The organism is Janthinobacterium sp. PSPC1-1 (assembly GCF_049897625.1).
Classification (GTDB): domain Bacteria; phylum Pseudomonadota; class Gammaproteobacteria; order Burkholderiales; family Burkholderiaceae_D; genus Janthinobacterium; species Janthinobacterium tructae.
The window spans coordinates 577,810-592,306 of record NZ_JAFCWP010000004.1 but is presented as its reverse complement, the minus strand read 5'-3'; the positions used below and the strand labels follow the sequence as shown (position 1 = coordinate 592,306).

At 62.0% G+C, this 14,497-nt stretch carries 13 protein-coding genes and 2 pseudogenes; 3 read left to right on the top strand and 12 right to left on the bottom strand.

The genetic code is table 11. The features are described from left to right. Position 1: 1 nt before the first annotated feature. The 5 genes from ACP7EG_RS16445 to ACP7EG_RS16425 form a co-directional block, all read right to left on the bottom strand. The gene (locus tag ACP7EG_RS16445) at positions 2-430 is read right to left on the bottom strand and encodes a DUF2061 domain-containing protein (RefSeq protein WP_426088463.1); all 429 of its coding nucleotides are present in this window, start codon (positions 428-430) and stop codon (positions 2-4) included. A 121-nt stretch (positions 431-551) separates the two neighbouring features. Then, positions 552-1,298, bottom strand: coding sequence for a DUF4386 family protein (locus ACP7EG_RS16440; RefSeq protein ID WP_426088462.1), 747 nt, complete (start codon positions 1,296-1,298; stop codon positions 552-554). 166 nt (positions 1,299-1,464) lie between these two features. Beyond that, entirely contained in the window at positions 1,465-2,262 is a 798-nt protein-coding gene (locus ACP7EG_RS16435) for a LytR/AlgR family response regulator transcription factor (protein WP_426088461.1), read from the bottom strand. After that, positions 2,253-3,308: a sensor histidine kinase gene (locus ACP7EG_RS16430; protein ID WP_426088460.1), complete on the bottom strand. Its 1,056-nt coding sequence runs from the start codon at positions 3,306-3,308 to the stop codon at positions 2,253-2,255. Before ACP7EG_RS16430 ends, ACP7EG_RS16435 begins: the two co-directional genes overlap by 10 nt. Before the next feature lie 196 nt (positions 3,309-3,504). Then, complete coding sequence (locus ACP7EG_RS16425; protein ID WP_426088459.1) at positions 3,505-3,906, bottom strand: nuclear transport factor 2 family protein; 402 nt, start codon at positions 3,904-3,906, stop codon at positions 3,505-3,507. Positions 3,907-3,998: 92 nt separating this feature from the next. Between ACP7EG_RS16425 and ACP7EG_RS16420 the strand changes: the two genes are divergently transcribed. Further along, a complete protein-coding gene (locus ACP7EG_RS16420) occupies positions 3,999-4,583 on the top strand; it encodes a TetR family transcriptional regulator (protein ID WP_426088458.1) in 585 nt (194 codons plus the stop codon). A 36-nt stretch (positions 4,584-4,619) separates the two neighbouring features. Here the strand turns inward: ACP7EG_RS16420 and ACP7EG_RS16415 are convergent, their stop codons facing one another. The 5 genes from ACP7EG_RS16415 to ACP7EG_RS16395 all read right to left on the bottom strand — a co-directional run bounded on the left by ACP7EG_RS16415 (position 4,620) and on the right by ACP7EG_RS16395 (position 11,723). After that, positions 4,620-5,999, bottom strand: coding sequence for a chitinase (locus ACP7EG_RS16415; protein ID WP_426088457.1), 1,380 nt, complete (start codon positions 5,997-5,999; stop codon positions 4,620-4,622). A gap of 218 nt (positions 6,000-6,217) precedes the next feature. Continuing rightward, positions 6,218-7,366: a porin gene (locus ACP7EG_RS16410; protein ID WP_426088456.1), complete on the bottom strand. Its 1,149-nt coding sequence runs from the start codon at positions 7,364-7,366 to the stop codon at positions 6,218-6,220. A gap of 36 nt (positions 7,367-7,402) precedes the next feature. After that, entirely contained in the window at positions 7,403-9,031 is a 1,629-nt protein-coding gene (locus tag ACP7EG_RS16405) for a 3-(methylthio)propionyl-CoA ligase (RefSeq protein WP_426088513.1), read from the bottom strand. Positions 9,032-9,170: 139 nt separating this feature from the next. Next, positions 9,171-10,763: a PA domain protein gene (locus ACP7EG_RS16400; protein ID WP_426088455.1), complete on the bottom strand. Its 1,593-nt coding sequence runs from the start codon at positions 10,761-10,763 to the stop codon at positions 9,171-9,173. A gap of 159 nt (positions 10,764-10,922) precedes the next feature. Further along, positions 10,923-11,723 carry a PAS domain S-box protein gene (locus ACP7EG_RS16395; RefSeq protein ID WP_426088454.1) on the bottom strand — a complete coding sequence of 267 codons (801 nt, stop codon included), beginning with the start codon at positions 11,721-11,723 and terminating at the stop codon, positions 10,923-10,925. 473 nt (positions 11,724-12,196) lie between these two features. On the opposite strand from ACP7EG_RS16395, the gene ACP7EG_RS16390 reads away from it, so the two are divergent. Further along, complete coding sequence (locus tag ACP7EG_RS16390; RefSeq protein ID WP_426088453.1) at positions 12,197-12,433, top strand: TfoX/Sxy family protein; 237 nt, start codon at positions 12,197-12,199, stop codon at positions 12,431-12,433. Positions 12,434-12,842: 409 nt separating this feature from the next. Here ACP7EG_RS16390 and ACP7EG_RS16385 read toward each other — a convergent pair whose 3' ends face one another. Then, positions 12,843-13,148 (bottom strand): cyclic-phosphate processing receiver domain-containing protein, encoded by a 306-nt coding sequence (locus ACP7EG_RS16385; protein WP_426088452.1) that lies wholly within the window; start codon positions 13,146-13,148, stop codon positions 12,843-12,845. A 151-nt stretch (positions 13,149-13,299) separates the two neighbouring features. Then, positions 13,300-13,626, bottom strand: a pseudogene (locus ACP7EG_RS16380) (helix-turn-helix domain-containing protein); the annotation flags it as partial. A gap of 216 nt (positions 13,627-13,842) precedes the next feature. On the opposite strand from ACP7EG_RS16380, the pseudogene ACP7EG_RS16375 reads away from it, so the two are divergent. Beyond that, a pseudogene (locus ACP7EG_RS16375) lies at positions 13,843-14,496 on the top strand (IS3 family transposase); the annotation flags it as partial. Between the last annotated feature and the right edge of the window lies 1 nt (position 14,497).

The following is a 14,497-nucleotide window of genomic DNA, read 5'->3' as shown; positions in this document are numbered from 1 at the left end:
ATCAGGTAGGCAACGTAGCCAGCGGCGCCGCGCCCCGGTTTTCCAGGCGCAAGCGGGCTTTTTCCCACAGCCGGTCGTGGAAGGGCAGGACGATCACGTTGCAGATCGGCTCCACCACGGCCAGCAAGCCGCCGAAGGCCATGGAACCCGTGGCCCAGTACATGACGCCGAACGCCACGCCCATGTGCAGGGCCGTCTGGCTCAGCTTTTCGCCGGCCAGGGCGGCAAAGCCCACGCGGCTGGCGGCGTAGCGGCGGCGGATCGCGTGCCAGGCTTTTTCATGCCATGGCAGCAAGCCCACATTGATGATCGGTTCGATGATGGCGGCCAAGCCACCGAGCGCGAGCGACCCCGTCAGTAAATAGGCGAGGCCGAAGGCGATCGACATGTGCGTGCAGACCTGGCTGAATGTTTTGATGGCGGTGAACAAGGGAGGCTCCTTTCTGTTGAATTCGCTTATCCTTGATTCAGATAGTAACGATTCTCATTTACAAAAGGAAGTAAAATATTTCAACCGAATCAATAGATACAGACTATTAATAGTCTGTATCTCATTGCTGCTGCCGCGATAACGACTCATCCGCCGCCGGCAGGCCCCGCAGCAAGAGCCAAAGGCCGGTCAGCGGGTACACCAGGCCCAGCGGAATCAGCAAGGCGTGCATCACGTCCAGACCAAACAGTTCGCGCGCGACGGCGATCCACTGCAGCACGCCGGCCAGCATGCCAGCCAGGGCCAGCAGGCGCGGGATCGCCCGGGCGCGGTACAGCAGCAGATACATCAGGGTCACGCCGAGACCGCCCAGCAGTTTGTCCGGAAAGTGCACGCCGTTGCGCAGTCCCGCCAGCAGGACGCGCGCCGGCTCATAGGCATTGGCGTCGGCGCCCGAGGCGAGGAAGGCGACGCTCAGGCTGCGCATGGCCAGCACCAGCGTGCTTTCGAACAGGCTCGTTGCCAGCGCCGCCGCCAGCAGCGCCACGTAGCAACGGCTCAGCAGGGGGTGCTGCTCGCCATACAGGCCGCGCAGGGCTGCCGCGATGGCCAGCCCGAGCAAGGCCATGAGCAGCCCGAGCATGACGATCAGTCCCACCTGCAGCGGCATGCCTGCCGCCCGCAAGAGGAAGCCCGGCGCGGCAAATACTTGCTCCTGCAGCCAGAAATTCGACCAGATGCCCAGGCTGAAAATGAACAGCAAGCCCAGTCCCAGCCACCGCCCCAGCGGGACGGCGGCGCCATGCTGCAGCGGCGAGGTAAACAGGGGAGCGGCTTGCCGCGTGACGGCGGATATTGTTTGGTTCATCGATACACCTTTGTCGGAGTGGGATTCAGCCTGCCGAGGCAGGACCAGCCAACGCAGTGTCGGCACACGGGCGCGCCGCGGCAAGGCCGATCCGACGCCTCACGCGCCCAGGGGGCCGAAGTGCGCCTATGCACGATGAGTGACGCGGCCGTGCCGCGCCCGGGGACTATTCCGCCTTGAACAGGTGGAGGAAGGAGCGGCTGACCGGCAGCACTTCCGGCCGGTGCTTCAAGGTCACTTCGGCCGTCTCGTGCGCGCCGCGCACGACCTGGCGCACGGCATGCAGGTTGACCACCACGGCCCGGTGGATTTGCTGGAACTGCTCTGGATCGAGCTGCACCAGCAATTCCTTGAGGGAATTGCGCAGCAGCGCTTCGGCGGGCTTGCCGCCGTCGCGCCAGGCAACCAGCGTGTACTTGTCGTCGGACTTCAGGTAATCGACATCATCGACCGGTATCAGCCGCACGGCCGGGCCCACGCTGGCGCGCAGCCAGCGCAGCGCAGCTGGCGCTGGTTGCGGCGCAGGTGCCGGCGTGGCCTGCAGGTAAGCCGCCAGTTGCCGCAACAGCGTCTCGCTGGCCGCGCCGGGCTGGATCGCCGCCAGGCGTTCGCGCAAGCGCGTCACGGTGCCGGCCAGGCGGGCCAATTGCACCGGCTTGACCAGGTAGTCGAGCGCGCCCTGTTCGAAGGCCTGCACCGCGTACTGGTCATAGGCGGTGACAAAGACCAGGTGGGCACGGCGACCGATCTGGCTGGCCACGTCCACGCCGGACAGGCCCGGCATGTGCACGTCGAGGAAGCAGACCGCCGGCTGGTGCCGCTCGAACAGCGCGAGCGCCTCAGGTCCGTTGCGCGCTTCGGCCACGACCAGCAGCTCCGGCCAGCACTCGGCCAGCTGGCGCCGCAGGCTGGCGCGCAGCAAGGGTTCATCGTCGGCAATCAGGGCGGTCAGTGTCATGGCCATGCGGGGCATTCTATGGAAACACGGAAACCGTGGGGGGCAAGTTCGCTGATGCGCAAGGCCGCTTCGCCGCCAAACATCAACGCCAGGCGCTCGCGCAGGCTGCCAAGTCCCGTGCCCAGGCCGGGGCTGCCCGCTTGCAGGCCAGCTCCGGTATCGCTGACCTCGATATGGCAACGGCCATGCGCCTCGGTAATGAGCACATCGATGCGCCCGCCATCCATGCAGGGATCGATGCCATGGCGCACCGCGTTCTCGACCAGGGTCATCAGGGTCATGGGCGGGCACTGCAGTCTTTCGCAGCCGGGCGCGACGTTTATGCCGAACTGCAAGCGGTCAGGCATGCGCATCTGCATCAGCACCAGATAGGCGCGCACCATTTCCAGTTCCTGTTCCAGGCGGGTGGCCGCTTCGCTCAGGCGCGGCACGGCGGCCCGCAGATACGTGACCAGATGCGCCAGCACGGGCGCCGCATGGCTGGACCCCGCATCGAGCAGGGCTTGCAGGCTGGCCAGCGTATTGAACAGGAAATGCGGCTGGACCTGGGCCTGCAGCAGCCACACGCGCGCATCGCGGGCCTGGCGTTCCAGCTCGCCGCGCCTGCGCTCGGCTTCGCGCACGCGGGCGTCGCGCTGGCGCAGCAGCGCGGCCATCGCCGTCCATGGGCCGAGCAACAGTCCCAGGAAAGCGAGCGAGATATAGCTCTGCAACCGCTCCGGCACCTGCCAGAACGGCGGCGCACCGGCCTGGGTATTGATCAGATACAGGCTGGCCAGGGTCAGCACGATCGCCAGCGCCACGCCCACCACCTGCAACACCCAGTGGGGCAGCCAGCCGGGCAAGCGGCGCGGCCAGCGCTCGAACAGGCCATACGCCAGCAACGCCGCCAGCGCCGGCAGGAAGACCGCCATCGCCAGGTACCCTAGCGGGTCTTCCCATGACAGGGTAAACAGGGCGAATTCGAATAGCGCAGCCAGCCCGGCCACGCACAAGCGTCGCGCGGACAGGCAGGTTCGCAGGCCATCGATAGCGGAGCGCAGTGTGAACATGAATGTGACGCCCCAAGGAATTGCCATAAGAGCAGCAGAATAGGGCAAAGCCACGCGGCCCGCAATAGCGGCAGGCATGAAGCACGCTTTCCCGGGCACCGGCGACGCCCTGCGGGGCCGGGCCGCGATGGCGCCACGAGCGCCGCGCAAGTCCGGGCAGGCCCACAGCGGCTGGATGTTGCCGCATTTGCACAGGTCAGCGTATTGCCGTCGCCTGCGACCAGACGGCTTGCCAGCGCCCATCGCGCCATTCGTAACTATCCATATGCCAGTAGCGGGCGCGCGGCACGGCGTGGCCACCGAAGACGATTTCCAGGTGCGCCGAGTAACGCAGGACGGCGGCCGTGCCGTACAGGCGCACGCTGATCGCTTCCGGTTCCCAGCTTACATAGCGCATGTGACCAGAGGCGATGGCACCCAGGTATTCTTCCCGCGACAGCATGCTGCCGATGGGAGTAATGAGCTGGAAGTCATCGGCATGCAGGGCGCGCGCCGCCTGCGTATCGGCGGCCACGAGGGCGTGCAGACGGCTGCGTTCAGTGTGGCGCAGCAGGTCCATCTGCTGTTCTTCGGTCAGTGCGGCATTAAAATCGTTCATGGCAGTCCTGTTCGAGTAGGTGATTGACACTTTGACGGTTTTTGTCCAAAAGTCATATTGACACTATATATCCATAGTGTCAACATACAAGCATGTCACTCCACACCCTGAAAACCCAGCGAATACTCGATGCGGCGCTGGCCGTGTTTTGCCGTTACGGCTACCGCAAGACCTCCATGCTCGACATCGCGCAGGCGGCCAATATGTCGCGCGCCGCGCTGTATTTACACTTCAAGAACAAGGAAGACGTGTTTCGCGCTGGCTCCGAACGGGCGCATGCCAGCGTCATGGTGCAAGTGGCAGCAGCGCTGGCCGAACCCGGCCCCGTGTTCACGCGCATCGAAACGGCGCTGCTGGCATTCCAGCAAGGCTTGATGGCGGAAATTTCAGCCAGCGCCCACGGGCAGGAGTTGTTCGACGCCAACATGACCCTGGCCGCCGACATCACCTTGAGCGCGCGGGCGACGCTGGTGGCGTCATTGGCTGGCGCGCTGGAACAGGCCGAAGCGGCGGGCGATATCGCGCTGCGGCGGGTGGACGCGACTGCCGCGCAAGTGGCCGCCTTGCTGGTGGCCAGCATGGATGGCATCAAGCACACGCAAGGGGGAGGGGAGACGTTGCGCCAGGGCATAGCGCTGCAGATACGCTTGCTGGGCGCGGCGCTGCTGCGCATGTGAGCGGCCAAGCTCGCATGCGCAGTCGGGCCAAGGCGGTTACGGCAGGGTCTTCAGCACATTCTTGGTCGGCACGGAGAAATTATAGTTGTCGTGGCGGTCCCAGTTGATCGACCATGTCATCACGCCGCGGAAGTCCGGATACGCCTGCAACGGCTTGATGGTGCCGCAGTTGAGCAGACGCGTCAGGCAATTCAGAGCATTGCTGACGTCGGCATTCGTCGTGAAACCCGAGCCGGCCGAGCTGCGACCCGACGGCACGCCGAAGCCCACCTGGTCCGGACGCAGGCCAGCAAAGGTATTGCCGCCATAATTGAATCCCTCGATCAGCATGCGCGCCGTGGCCACCAGCTGGTCGGCCGAACCCGCCTTGATGGCGCCCGTGGCATACGGCGTGTAGATGTCGCCGTTGTTGTAGTACTGCGGGTGCAGCACCGTCAGCTCGCTGCGCAAGGCATTGATGATGGGAATGTAAGCACCCCAGATGCTGCCGTAGCTCGTGTATCCCCCTTCCACGTACACCCATTCCGGTGCCATCGACAGATAAAAGCTGCTGCCGACCTTGGTTTTCAGGTTTTTCACGGCGATCGGCAGATAGGTCTGGATGGCCGCGCCTTGCGCCACGCCATTTTCCAGGTCCAGGTCGATGCCGTCGAAGCCATATTTGGTGATGATGGCGTACAGGCTGTTCGTGAAATTCGTTGCTTCGGCCGTGTTCCCAACGGAAACGGAACCGTTTTGCCCGCCCAGCGACAGGATGACTTTCTTGCCCTTGGCCCGTTTGGCGGCCACGTCGGCGATGAATTGCGCTTCCGTGCCCGCACCCGGGTCGATGGTCAGGCTGACATTGCCGCCGCCCGCATTGTCGCCGAACGAGACGACGATCACATCCCAGTCATCGCTGACCTGGCTGATCGGGTAGGTGGCGCCGCTGGGATTGGTGAAGTTGTGCCAGTAGCCGATCAGCGCGTGCCTGGCCAGGCCGGTGGGTGTCGGTGTCGGTGTCGGAGTAGGCGTCGGAGTCGGAGTCGGAGTCGGAGTCGGGGTAGGAGTGGGCGTCGGCGTCGGGGTGGGAGTCGGCGTAGGAGTTGGGGTAGGCGTGGGTGTCGGAGTCGGTGTTGGAGTCGGCGTGCCGCAGTCTCCCACCACCGTCCAGGGCTGGCCGCTGCCGGCGCCGCCGCTGCTGGTCGCTGGATTATTGCCTTGTGTCCACCAGTTGGCCGTGTAATTGATGTTGTTGTAGCTGGCCTGGCCGCCGCCGTTGTAGGCGGTGCCACTGCTCCACGGCGTGTAGCAGGCCACCGCTTCGGCGGCGCCGGCCAACAGCTGGCTCGCGCCCCCGCTGGCGCCGTCGCCACCGCCGCCGCCGCCGCAGGCGGCCAGGGTCCCGCCGAAGAGGGTAATGATGAGGCTATTCATGACTGTCCGGTGCATCGCATCTCCTTGTGTATTTTTCATGGCGGGCGGCTGGACACCGTCCGATTTTTCAGAGTGCAAGCATTGCAGGTGGTAGTCAACTGGTTTTATTCTTTGCGCAAGATCACAATACCAATTGCACCATCACAGCCAAGGACAATCATGTTGAACCATACCAGTGACGTATTTGCAAGCCGCTGGTATGGTCACCCGAAACGGCTTCAGAACAGGTGTCGCGTCCCCAGCGCCAGGGCGCGTACCAGGGCGCCGGCGCCGGCCGGCGCCACGGCCGTATCGCCGGAAAGCACGGAAAACGCGGCCGCACCGTTATTGTTCATCTGGCCATACGAGGCATACAGGGTAGTGCGCTTCGACAGCGTATACATATAGGCGACGCCCAGGCCCGTACCCTGTTTCGTAGCGCCCTGCAAGGCTTGCTGGCGCAGGCGCTGCAGGTTCAGCGATAGCATTCCCACGCCCATGCGCACGGCGCCGCCCAGCCACAGCGCGTCGCCGTCGCCGCGCGGCATGGGCAGCAGGGTACGGAAGTAGCCGCCGCTCAGCGTATAGTCGTCCAGCACATACTTGGCCGCCACGCTCGTATCGCTGCGTATGCCCGTCAGGCCCGTAAAGGTCAACGGTGTGCCGGCCACCAGCGGCAGGGCGATGCGCTGGTACGCGCCCGAGACGAACAGCCCCCCTGCAGCATGGCTCAGCGACACGCCCCACATGCGGTTGGCGTCGCGGGGTGGGCTGCCCGGCGCGCCGCCGCTTTCCGAGCCCAGGCTGGCCATAAGCCGCGCCTGCAGTGTGCCGATGCGGGGCGCCGTATAGAACAGGGCATTGCTGGCGCGGCCGAAGCGGTCGGAACCCGTGCCAGACAACAACACCACGGATTGCATGTTGCCGTAGGAACCGAATTTCAGGCTGTCGCCGTCCAGCACCGTAAAATAGATGGGTGTGTAGTCGCGCCCCAGCGTCAAACTGCCGAAGCCGCCTTCCAGCCCCACAAAGGCGCGCCGGTTGAACAGGCCAGTGACGGGCGCGCCACCCGTGGCGACTGGCGTGGCCGTGGATGGATTGCCGTAGTACGTTTTCATGGCGCCCGTGTCCGATTCGTAGCTCGCTTCCAGCTGGAAAATGGCGCGCATGCCGCCACCAAGCTCTTCCTTGCCCTGCAAGCCGAACAGGGAACCGCTCATGATGCCTGAACTGAGCGACATGACTTTGGCCGACCCGGGACCGCCCTGGTCGGTGGCCGTGACGGCCGCGTCGACGATGCCATACACAGTGATGCCGGACTGGCCATGGGCGGCGCCCGCCAGCGAGCAGGCGACCAGCAGCAAGGCCGGAGTGGTAATTTTGTTCATGTTGTTGTCTCCTGCTATTATTATTCTTGCATGGGGTCAGGCGACGCCAGGCAGTTGATAGCCGCGGTAACTGGCCCGCAGCGCGTTCTTGAGAATCTTGCCGGTGGCACCGATGGGCAGGCTGTCGATGAACAGCACATCGTCCGGCGTCCACCATTTGGCGATCTTGCCTTCGTAAAAAGCCAGCATTTGCGCACGCTCCAGGCTGGCGCCGGGTTTCAGCACCACCAGCAGCAAGGGCCGCTCATCCCATTTGGGGTGAGGCACGCCGATGCAGGCGGCCATGGCCACGGCCGGGTGCGCCATGGCGGTGTTTTCCAGGTCGATCGAGCCGATCCATTCACCGCCCGACTTGATCACATCCTTGCTGCGGTCCGTGATCTGCATATAGCCATCCGCGTCGATGGAGGCCACGTCGCCCGTGGCGAACCAGCCATCCTGCAGCGCATCGTCGTTGTCGTGGCGGTAATAGTGCTGCATGACCCAGTGGCCGCGCACCAGCAGGTCGCCGCGCGCCACGCCGTCCCACGGCAGCTCGCCACCGTCGGCATCGACGATCTTCATGTCGATGCCGAACACCGCATGCCCTTGTTTTTCCAGGATTTTCTGCTGTGCTTCTGGCGCCAGCGCCAGGTGCCGGGCTTGCAGGGTGCTGGTGGTGCCCAGCGGCGACAGTTCCGTCATGCCCCAGCCATGCACCACGTCGATGCCATGCGCGCTGCGCATCAGCCCCATCAAGGCGGGCGGACAGGCGGCGCCACCGATGATGGTGCGCTGGAAGGTGGAGAAGCGCAGTTGCTGCTGCGTGACGTAATTCATCAGGCCCAGCCAGACGGTGGGCACGCCAGCGGCGAACGTCACCCCTTCCTGCTCAAACAGTTCATACAGCGAAGCGCCATCCATGGCCGCACCCGGCAACACCAGCTTGGCGCCCGTCAATGGCGCCGCATACGGCATGCCCCAGGCATTTACGTGGAACATGGGCACGACAGGCAAAGCCACTTCGCGCGCCGACATGTTCAAGGCGTCGGGCAGGGCGGCCGCGTACGCATGCAGCACGGTGGAACGGTGGGTGTACAGCACGCCTTTCGGATGGCCGGTGGTGCCCGAGGTGTAGCACAGGCTGGACGCCGCGTGCTCGTCGAGCGCGGGCCAGTCATATTGCGCCGCTTGCGCATCAAGCAATTCCTCATAGCACAGCAGATTGTCTAGGCTGCTGGACGGCGGCATGTGGGTGCTGCCGCACAACATCACATAGCCCTTGACGGCAGGGCAGTGGGGCGCCACCGCTTCCACCAGCGGCAGGAAGGTCATGTCGAAGAACACATATTGGTCTTCCGCATGGTTCAGCAGATAGGCGATCTGGTCGGCATGCAGGCGGGGATTCAGCGTATGGATGACCCTGCCGCTGCCGGACACGCCGTAATACAGTTCCAGGTGGCGATAGCCGTTCCAGGCCAGGGTGGCGACGCGCTGGCCAGCGTCCACGCCCAGGGCTTGCAGGGCGTTGGCCAGCTGTTGCGCCCGCGCATGGCAATCGCGGTAGGTGTAGCGGTGCATATCGCCTTCGACTCGGCGCGAAACGATTTCATTGGCGCCGTAATGGCGTGCGGCATGTTGCAGAATGCTGGAAATGAGCAGCGGCTGGCTCATCATGTTGCCCATCAGGGCGGCGGAATGACTCAATATCGTCTCCAAAACACGTAAAACGGGTGCACGAGTCCGCAGCGCAGGAAAAACCGGCGCCGGGAGCAGGGCGGGGAAGGGAGGAGGACGCCAGGCGGCGCCCAGTCAGGTCAATGCATCACGGCGCGGCCGTGGTTTCCTTGCGCAGTTCATCGTACGGCACGCGCGACAGATCCAGCAGCAGCTGGGTAAATGCCACGGTTTCGCGGTGCAGGCGCTGGAAATCGACCTTGTCCGTCGTCGGCATGCCATAGTTCAACAAATAGGTCGGCCCGGTGATGTAGTTGATTGTTGGAATGCGCTGCAAGCCCCAGAAATACTGGCCTTCGCCAGGCCAGACAGCGTCGTTCGGACTGCCGTCACCCTTGGGATTGGTGGGCGGCATCACGAACGCAGGGGCCGCATTCGCGTGTTTCAACATGGCATACGCGGCATCCATCAAGGCGGGCGTGCGCGGGGAAAACATGCCGGCCGGCTCGAACTTTCCCGTGGGACGCACAAAACCATTGCTGTCAGGTAGCCATTCCAGCGCGCCAAGGTGCTCGATGGTCACAATCGAGGCGATGCGCCGGGTCAAGCCATCATCCTTGTGGCTGTCAAGAAAATGCTCGATGCCTACGCCACCGGCGAAGTGCCCGCTCGACAGCATCAGCATGATGCTGCGCGGCAGGCTGTCCTGCGGCAAGCGCGTCAGGTATTGGGCGATATCGACGATGGCATTCGGGCCATTGTCTTCGAGGCCATTCGTGCCATCCGTGTGGCTGTTGATCACCGTAAATTCCTCGGACTTGCCGGGGATGATACCAATCAGGTTGCGCGTCTGCACCTGCCGCACCTCGGCATCCATGGTCAGTTTGATCACCGGCGCCGTGCCCGCCAAGACCCGCTCGCGCAGGCGCTTGCCCATGTCGCGATCGACAAACACGCCGGGCAGCTGGCGCACTTCGCGGTCATAGGGTGCATACAGGCCGTGCGCCGCCGAGGCGGGTGCATCGATGATGGCGATCACGCCGGCCGCGCCCGCCGCCTGCAAGCGTTCCAGCAGGGTGACGAATGGCCCCAGCATCTGAAACGGACGCGCATACGGCGCATCCGGCCCCATGACGTTCTCCGGGTCGTGCACATGCACGGCCGACTGGTGGAAAAACTTGCCCGTCAACGCCACTTTCGGCAGGTCAACCAGGACCAGCTTGCCCGCCAGACTGGCATCGGGCATGGCGCCGGGGGCCAGGTAGACGATGCGTCCCGTAATGCCGGAAGGCGGCGTCACGCCCGAATACGGAATGTAGCCGGCCGACGCGAGCACGCCAGTACGTTCACCATCGTCCACTTCCAAATTCCAGCGGCCCGGTTCCACCGACCACTGCTGGAAGCTGACGGGTTCGAAACGCAGCTGTTTGACACCGGCGCGCAGCAGGCGTTCATGCAGCGCGTCGATGTACGCTTCATGCCGGGGCGAGCCGGTTGCGCGCAGATGACGCTCATCGAGGTCCAGTTGCCAGTCGACCAGTTGCTTATTGGACAAAAATTGCGTGGCATCCACCGTCACGGCGGCTTCTGGCGGCAGGGCGCGCGACGGCCATGGACCAGGCTTGCTGGCGCAAGCGGACAAGGACGCGGCGATGGCCAGCGTGCCGGCAAGTCGCAGCAAGCGCGGTGGATGACGTAAAAAGGGCGGTGAAACAGCGGTGCGTGGATGCGCCTGGGTCATGCTTGTCTCCTGTTTTTATGATGTTTTTGGAGTGCCGGGCTTGGCACTGGGAACGATTATCAGCCGGGCAGCGTCTGCCGGCCAGACCACCGACAGGGGGAAAGCACCCCCAATCGGGTGGTTCATCGAGGAAAGTTCATCGTGGATGTACGGAGAACATCAACTGTCGGCCGTCAGCAGGCCCAGCTTCAAGGCGCAGGCCACAGCCTCGGCGCGCCGCTTGGCGCCCAGTTTCTGCATGATCTTCTTGACGCTATCCTTGACCGTATGCGGGCTGCGACAGACGACTTGCGCAATTTCCCCATTCGAGCGGCCTTCAGCCAGCAGCTGCAAGATGGTCAGGTCAGCCGCATTCAAACCATGTTTCTCGGCTGCCACGCGGTTCAGGGTGCTCTGGATTTCGCGCAAACCCGCGTCGCTGGCGCCGGGCGGCTTGCCGCCATGGGCGGGACCCAGATCGTCATAGACCAGTTCGGCAATGCGGGCATACATGCCCATGGCGATGCGCGTGCGTTCTTCCAGCAAGGTCATGCGTTGAGACTTTTCATACACAATCGTCTGCAACGCCTTGATTTCATTGATATCGCGCGCAATACCTTGCCGTCCAACCAGCACGCCGTCGCGCATCAGCATGCCGGCGCGTATCTCCAGGTGCACGATGGCGCCATTGCGGTGCCGCGCCTCGACCTCGAAAAACGGCGTATGTTCCTGGCCAGCCAAACCTTGTTGGTAATGCCGCGACGCCACGGCCGCGCCGGTTGGCGTCAGCAGCTCCGTGAACGGCCGACCCATCATCTCTGCCGCAGAATAGCCGAGAACGCGCTCGACGGCCTGGTTGAAGAAAGTAAAGCGTCCTTCCAGATCGAGCGTATAAATCAGATCGCCGGCAGCCTCGATCAAGGTTTCAAAGTCCGGCGCCTGCGCAAGACGGGCGAGTTTGCTGGAAGTGGAAGAAGTCATGATGGCGCCAAGCAGGGCAAGAGTTGATCATGGGCGGCAATGGTACACGAGACTCGCTGGCGGACAAGCACGCAGCGGTATGCAGCGAGAACGCAGCGTGGTCCGCACACTGTGGGGCTGGGCTGAACAAGCGGTGTGAAAAGTGGCAAAATCGCATATGCGACTGGGGAAGCTGGAAAAATGAGGATTTCACAATAATAGACATAATTTCGCATAATTTATATTATGTCAAACCACGACCTAAGTTAGGGATGTTCATTTCGAGCGCCGCCCTAACGCTCTGATTAAATATGCTGTGCAAAATAATAAATGGACGTAGTGTAGCTGTGCCGTGCCCATCCTGGCCAGTATGCTATCTGGTGTGCCGCAGGAAAAATGAGTGCCACGGCATCAGGCTTGCGCTACACTATTTTTTCAGTCGGCGGAAGATGATGGCATCACAGCAAGGCACGGTGGATTTTCTGCTCGACTAGATGGCGGGCGCTGGCAGCCTCAGCGCGAAAAATATGTTGGGCGAGTACGGTGTGTATTGCGATAGCAAGATGTTCGCCATCGTCGCAGACGACGAGTTTTTCATCAAGCCAACGGAGACTGGCCGAACTTGGATCAGTAAACTCGGCGCGCCACAGGAGGCGCCGCCCTACCCGCAGGCCAAGTCGTACTTTTTAATCAGCGGTGAACTTTGGGATGAACGAGAGTGGCTAGGCTAGTACAGCTTGCACAGTACACCACTGCGAAACTACCAATACCAAAACCCACATCTCAGCCTAAGCCAAAGCTAGAGTCCCGTAGCGTCCATGTCCGCTTTAATCCGCACCCCTAAGCAGACCTTGTGATTGATTCGAACACAAAATAACACCTCACTCGCCGTCGAGTACATCGTGCGCTGCCGCCTTAAGCAATTGGTCGGCTTGCTCGTGAACAAGCAACCACTTAGCCAGTTCCTTTGCACGTACATCCTGCCGCGTTGCCAACAGTCCGAGCGCCGTTGTTGCGCTGCAAGGCTCAGACACAAAGTCCTCCACAAGCGTAGCGAGCGTCTCGTTATCAACTTCGGACCAATCCGGCTCTGTCGGATATAGAAGCTGAATTTCCCGTGCCAAATTCATTCTCTGGCCGTCAACTGACTTTACGCTCGATAACCATCCGCCGGATCGCCGCGATTCCAGCCTCCATCTTTTGACGTGCTGAGCTGTTGGCCGAATGAACGACGATAATTGGAGGATTAAAGCCGCGCAACGCGACCGCTTCCTCTATCCACAAGATAACGTCATACCCGGTGCCTCGTTCATCATCGCCAAGATCATGGTCGAGGCTGATCTCGACAACCGCACCGGAGGTCAATAGTGATACCGCCTCATCAGGCCAGTACACTCGAGTCCATCCTTCAGGTGTGTTCCGCTCGTCATCGAGGTAGACCTTCATTTCTTATGCTCCGGAGATAGTGGCACGTGCCCCCATGGTGATGATACCTGACCGGATATCACAGTTACTGCACTTCTTGGATGAGACGCCGCTGCAGGTGGTGGTGATGTGTTCGTTTGCTCGCAGAATTGACCCACTCTGTTTGACCCGCCTTCCACTGCCTGGCAAACGCTGCTACGCGGTCGTATGACCCTGCATAGCCCAGCTCTTTCAGGTCCTCATGGATCTGCTTCAAATTGCGCCGCTGCTTACGCGGCTTAGTCGTCTCGGCCTTGAGCCACCCGGATAGCTGCACCGAGTATTTGTCTAATCCGCTAACTGATCGCCGCTCCGCATAGGAGGGCTCAGTGGTTTCCGATCGCAGATAGCGTCGGACGGTATTGCGAGAGATATCCAGTCGCCTGGCGATTTCTCGTATTGGGATCTGGTCACGAAGGTGCCAGCGTCGAATGATACCGAGTAGAGCCACGTTGATCACTCCGATCTCCTGCCGATAAGACAGGTGGAATTGTGCTACTAACGTGGGTCAGATTCCGTTGCAAATTCGTGGGGAAAGTGGGTCAATTTTCAGTGCAACTTAACACTCTACTGCAAGCGCAAATAAAATGGGCAATGTAAGAGTCCGTGAATGAGCGGTTTTAAGAGGATGGTTTGATCAATTTCTCACCATCCGGACGCAGTTCTCCCTTGGGCGCGCTACAAGGTGCGCAATTTGATGCGCCAGCAGGCTTTGAAGCCGGTCTGGAAGCGCAAGTTGGTCCATACAACGGACAGCAAGCACGACCTGCCAGTGGCCGTCAACGTGCTGAACCGGCAGTTCAATCCGAGCGCGCCGAACCTGGCGTACGTCAGCGACGTCACGTACATCCGTACCGGTGCCGGTTGGCTGTATCTGGCAACCGTGCTGGACCTGTACGCGCGCAAAGTGGTGGGCTGGTCTATGGTGCCAAGCATGCCAGCCAAGCTGGTCTGCGATGCGTTGACGATGGCCATCCAACAGCGCCGGCCGGCAACTGGACTGATCATCCATTCCGACCGGGGCAGTCAATATGCCAGCGAGCTTTACCAGGACCTGCTGGCCAGCCACGGCTTCGTCTGCAGCATGAGCCGCAAAGGTAACTGCTGGGACAACGCCGTCGTTGAACGCTTCTTCTTGAACCTCAAGATGGAACGGGTCTGGCAGCGTCAATACGCTAACCACGCCGAGGCCAAAGCCGACATCACCGACTACATCGTCGGCTTCTATAACTGCAAGCGCATCAATTCAGCATTGGGCAATCTGCCGCCCTCTGTCTACGAAAAGAAAATGGCAGAACGTGAACCTATCGTTGTGTCCGGAATTACTTGAC

Bases quoted from the DNA above. Each gene is read 5' to 3' on its own strand.
- ACP7EG_RS16440 (WP_426088462.1), bottom strand. From the start codon at position 1,298: ATGAACCAAACAATATCCGCCGTCACGCGGCAAGCCGCTCCCCTGTTT.
- ACP7EG_RS16390 (WP_426088453.1), top strand. From the start codon at position 12,197: ATGGCGGGCGCTGGCAGCCTCAGCGCGAAAAATATGTTGGGCGAGTAC.
- ACP7EG_RS16435 (WP_426088461.1), bottom strand. From the start codon at position 2,262: ATGGCCATGACACTGACCGCCCTGATTGCCGACGATGAACCCTTGCTG.
- ACP7EG_RS16425 (WP_426088459.1), bottom strand. From the start codon at position 3,906: ATGAACGATTTTAATGCCGCACTGACCGAAGAACAGCAGATGGACCTG.
- ACP7EG_RS16400 (WP_426088455.1), bottom strand. From the start codon at position 10,763: ATGACCCAGGCGCATCCACGCACCGCTGTTTCACCGCCCTTTTTACGT.
- ACP7EG_RS16415 (WP_426088457.1), bottom strand. From the start codon at position 5,999: ATGAATAGCCTCATCATTACCCTCTTCGGCGGGACCCTGGCCGCCTGC.
- ACP7EG_RS16420 (WP_426088458.1), top strand. From the start codon at position 3,999: ATGTCACTCCACACCCTGAAAACCCAGCGAATACTCGATGCGGCGCTG.
- ACP7EG_RS16410 (WP_426088456.1), bottom strand. From the start codon at position 7,366: ATGAACAAAATTACCACTCCGGCCTTGCTGCTGGTCGCCTGCTCGCTG.
- ACP7EG_RS16430 (WP_426088460.1), bottom strand. From the start codon at position 3,308: ATGTTCACACTGCGCTCCGCTATCGATGGCCTGCGAACCTGCCTGTCC.
- ACP7EG_RS16395 (WP_426088454.1), bottom strand. From the start codon at position 11,723: ATGACTTCTTCCACTTCCAGCAAACTCGCCCGTCTTGCGCAGGCGCCG.
- ACP7EG_RS16385 (WP_426088452.1), bottom strand. From the start codon at position 13,148: ATGAAGGTCTACCTCGATGACGAGCGGAACACACCTGAAGGATGGACT.
- ACP7EG_RS16405 (WP_426088513.1), bottom strand. From the start codon at position 9,031: ATGGGCAACATGATGAGCCAGCCGCTGCTCATTTCCAGCATTCTGCAA.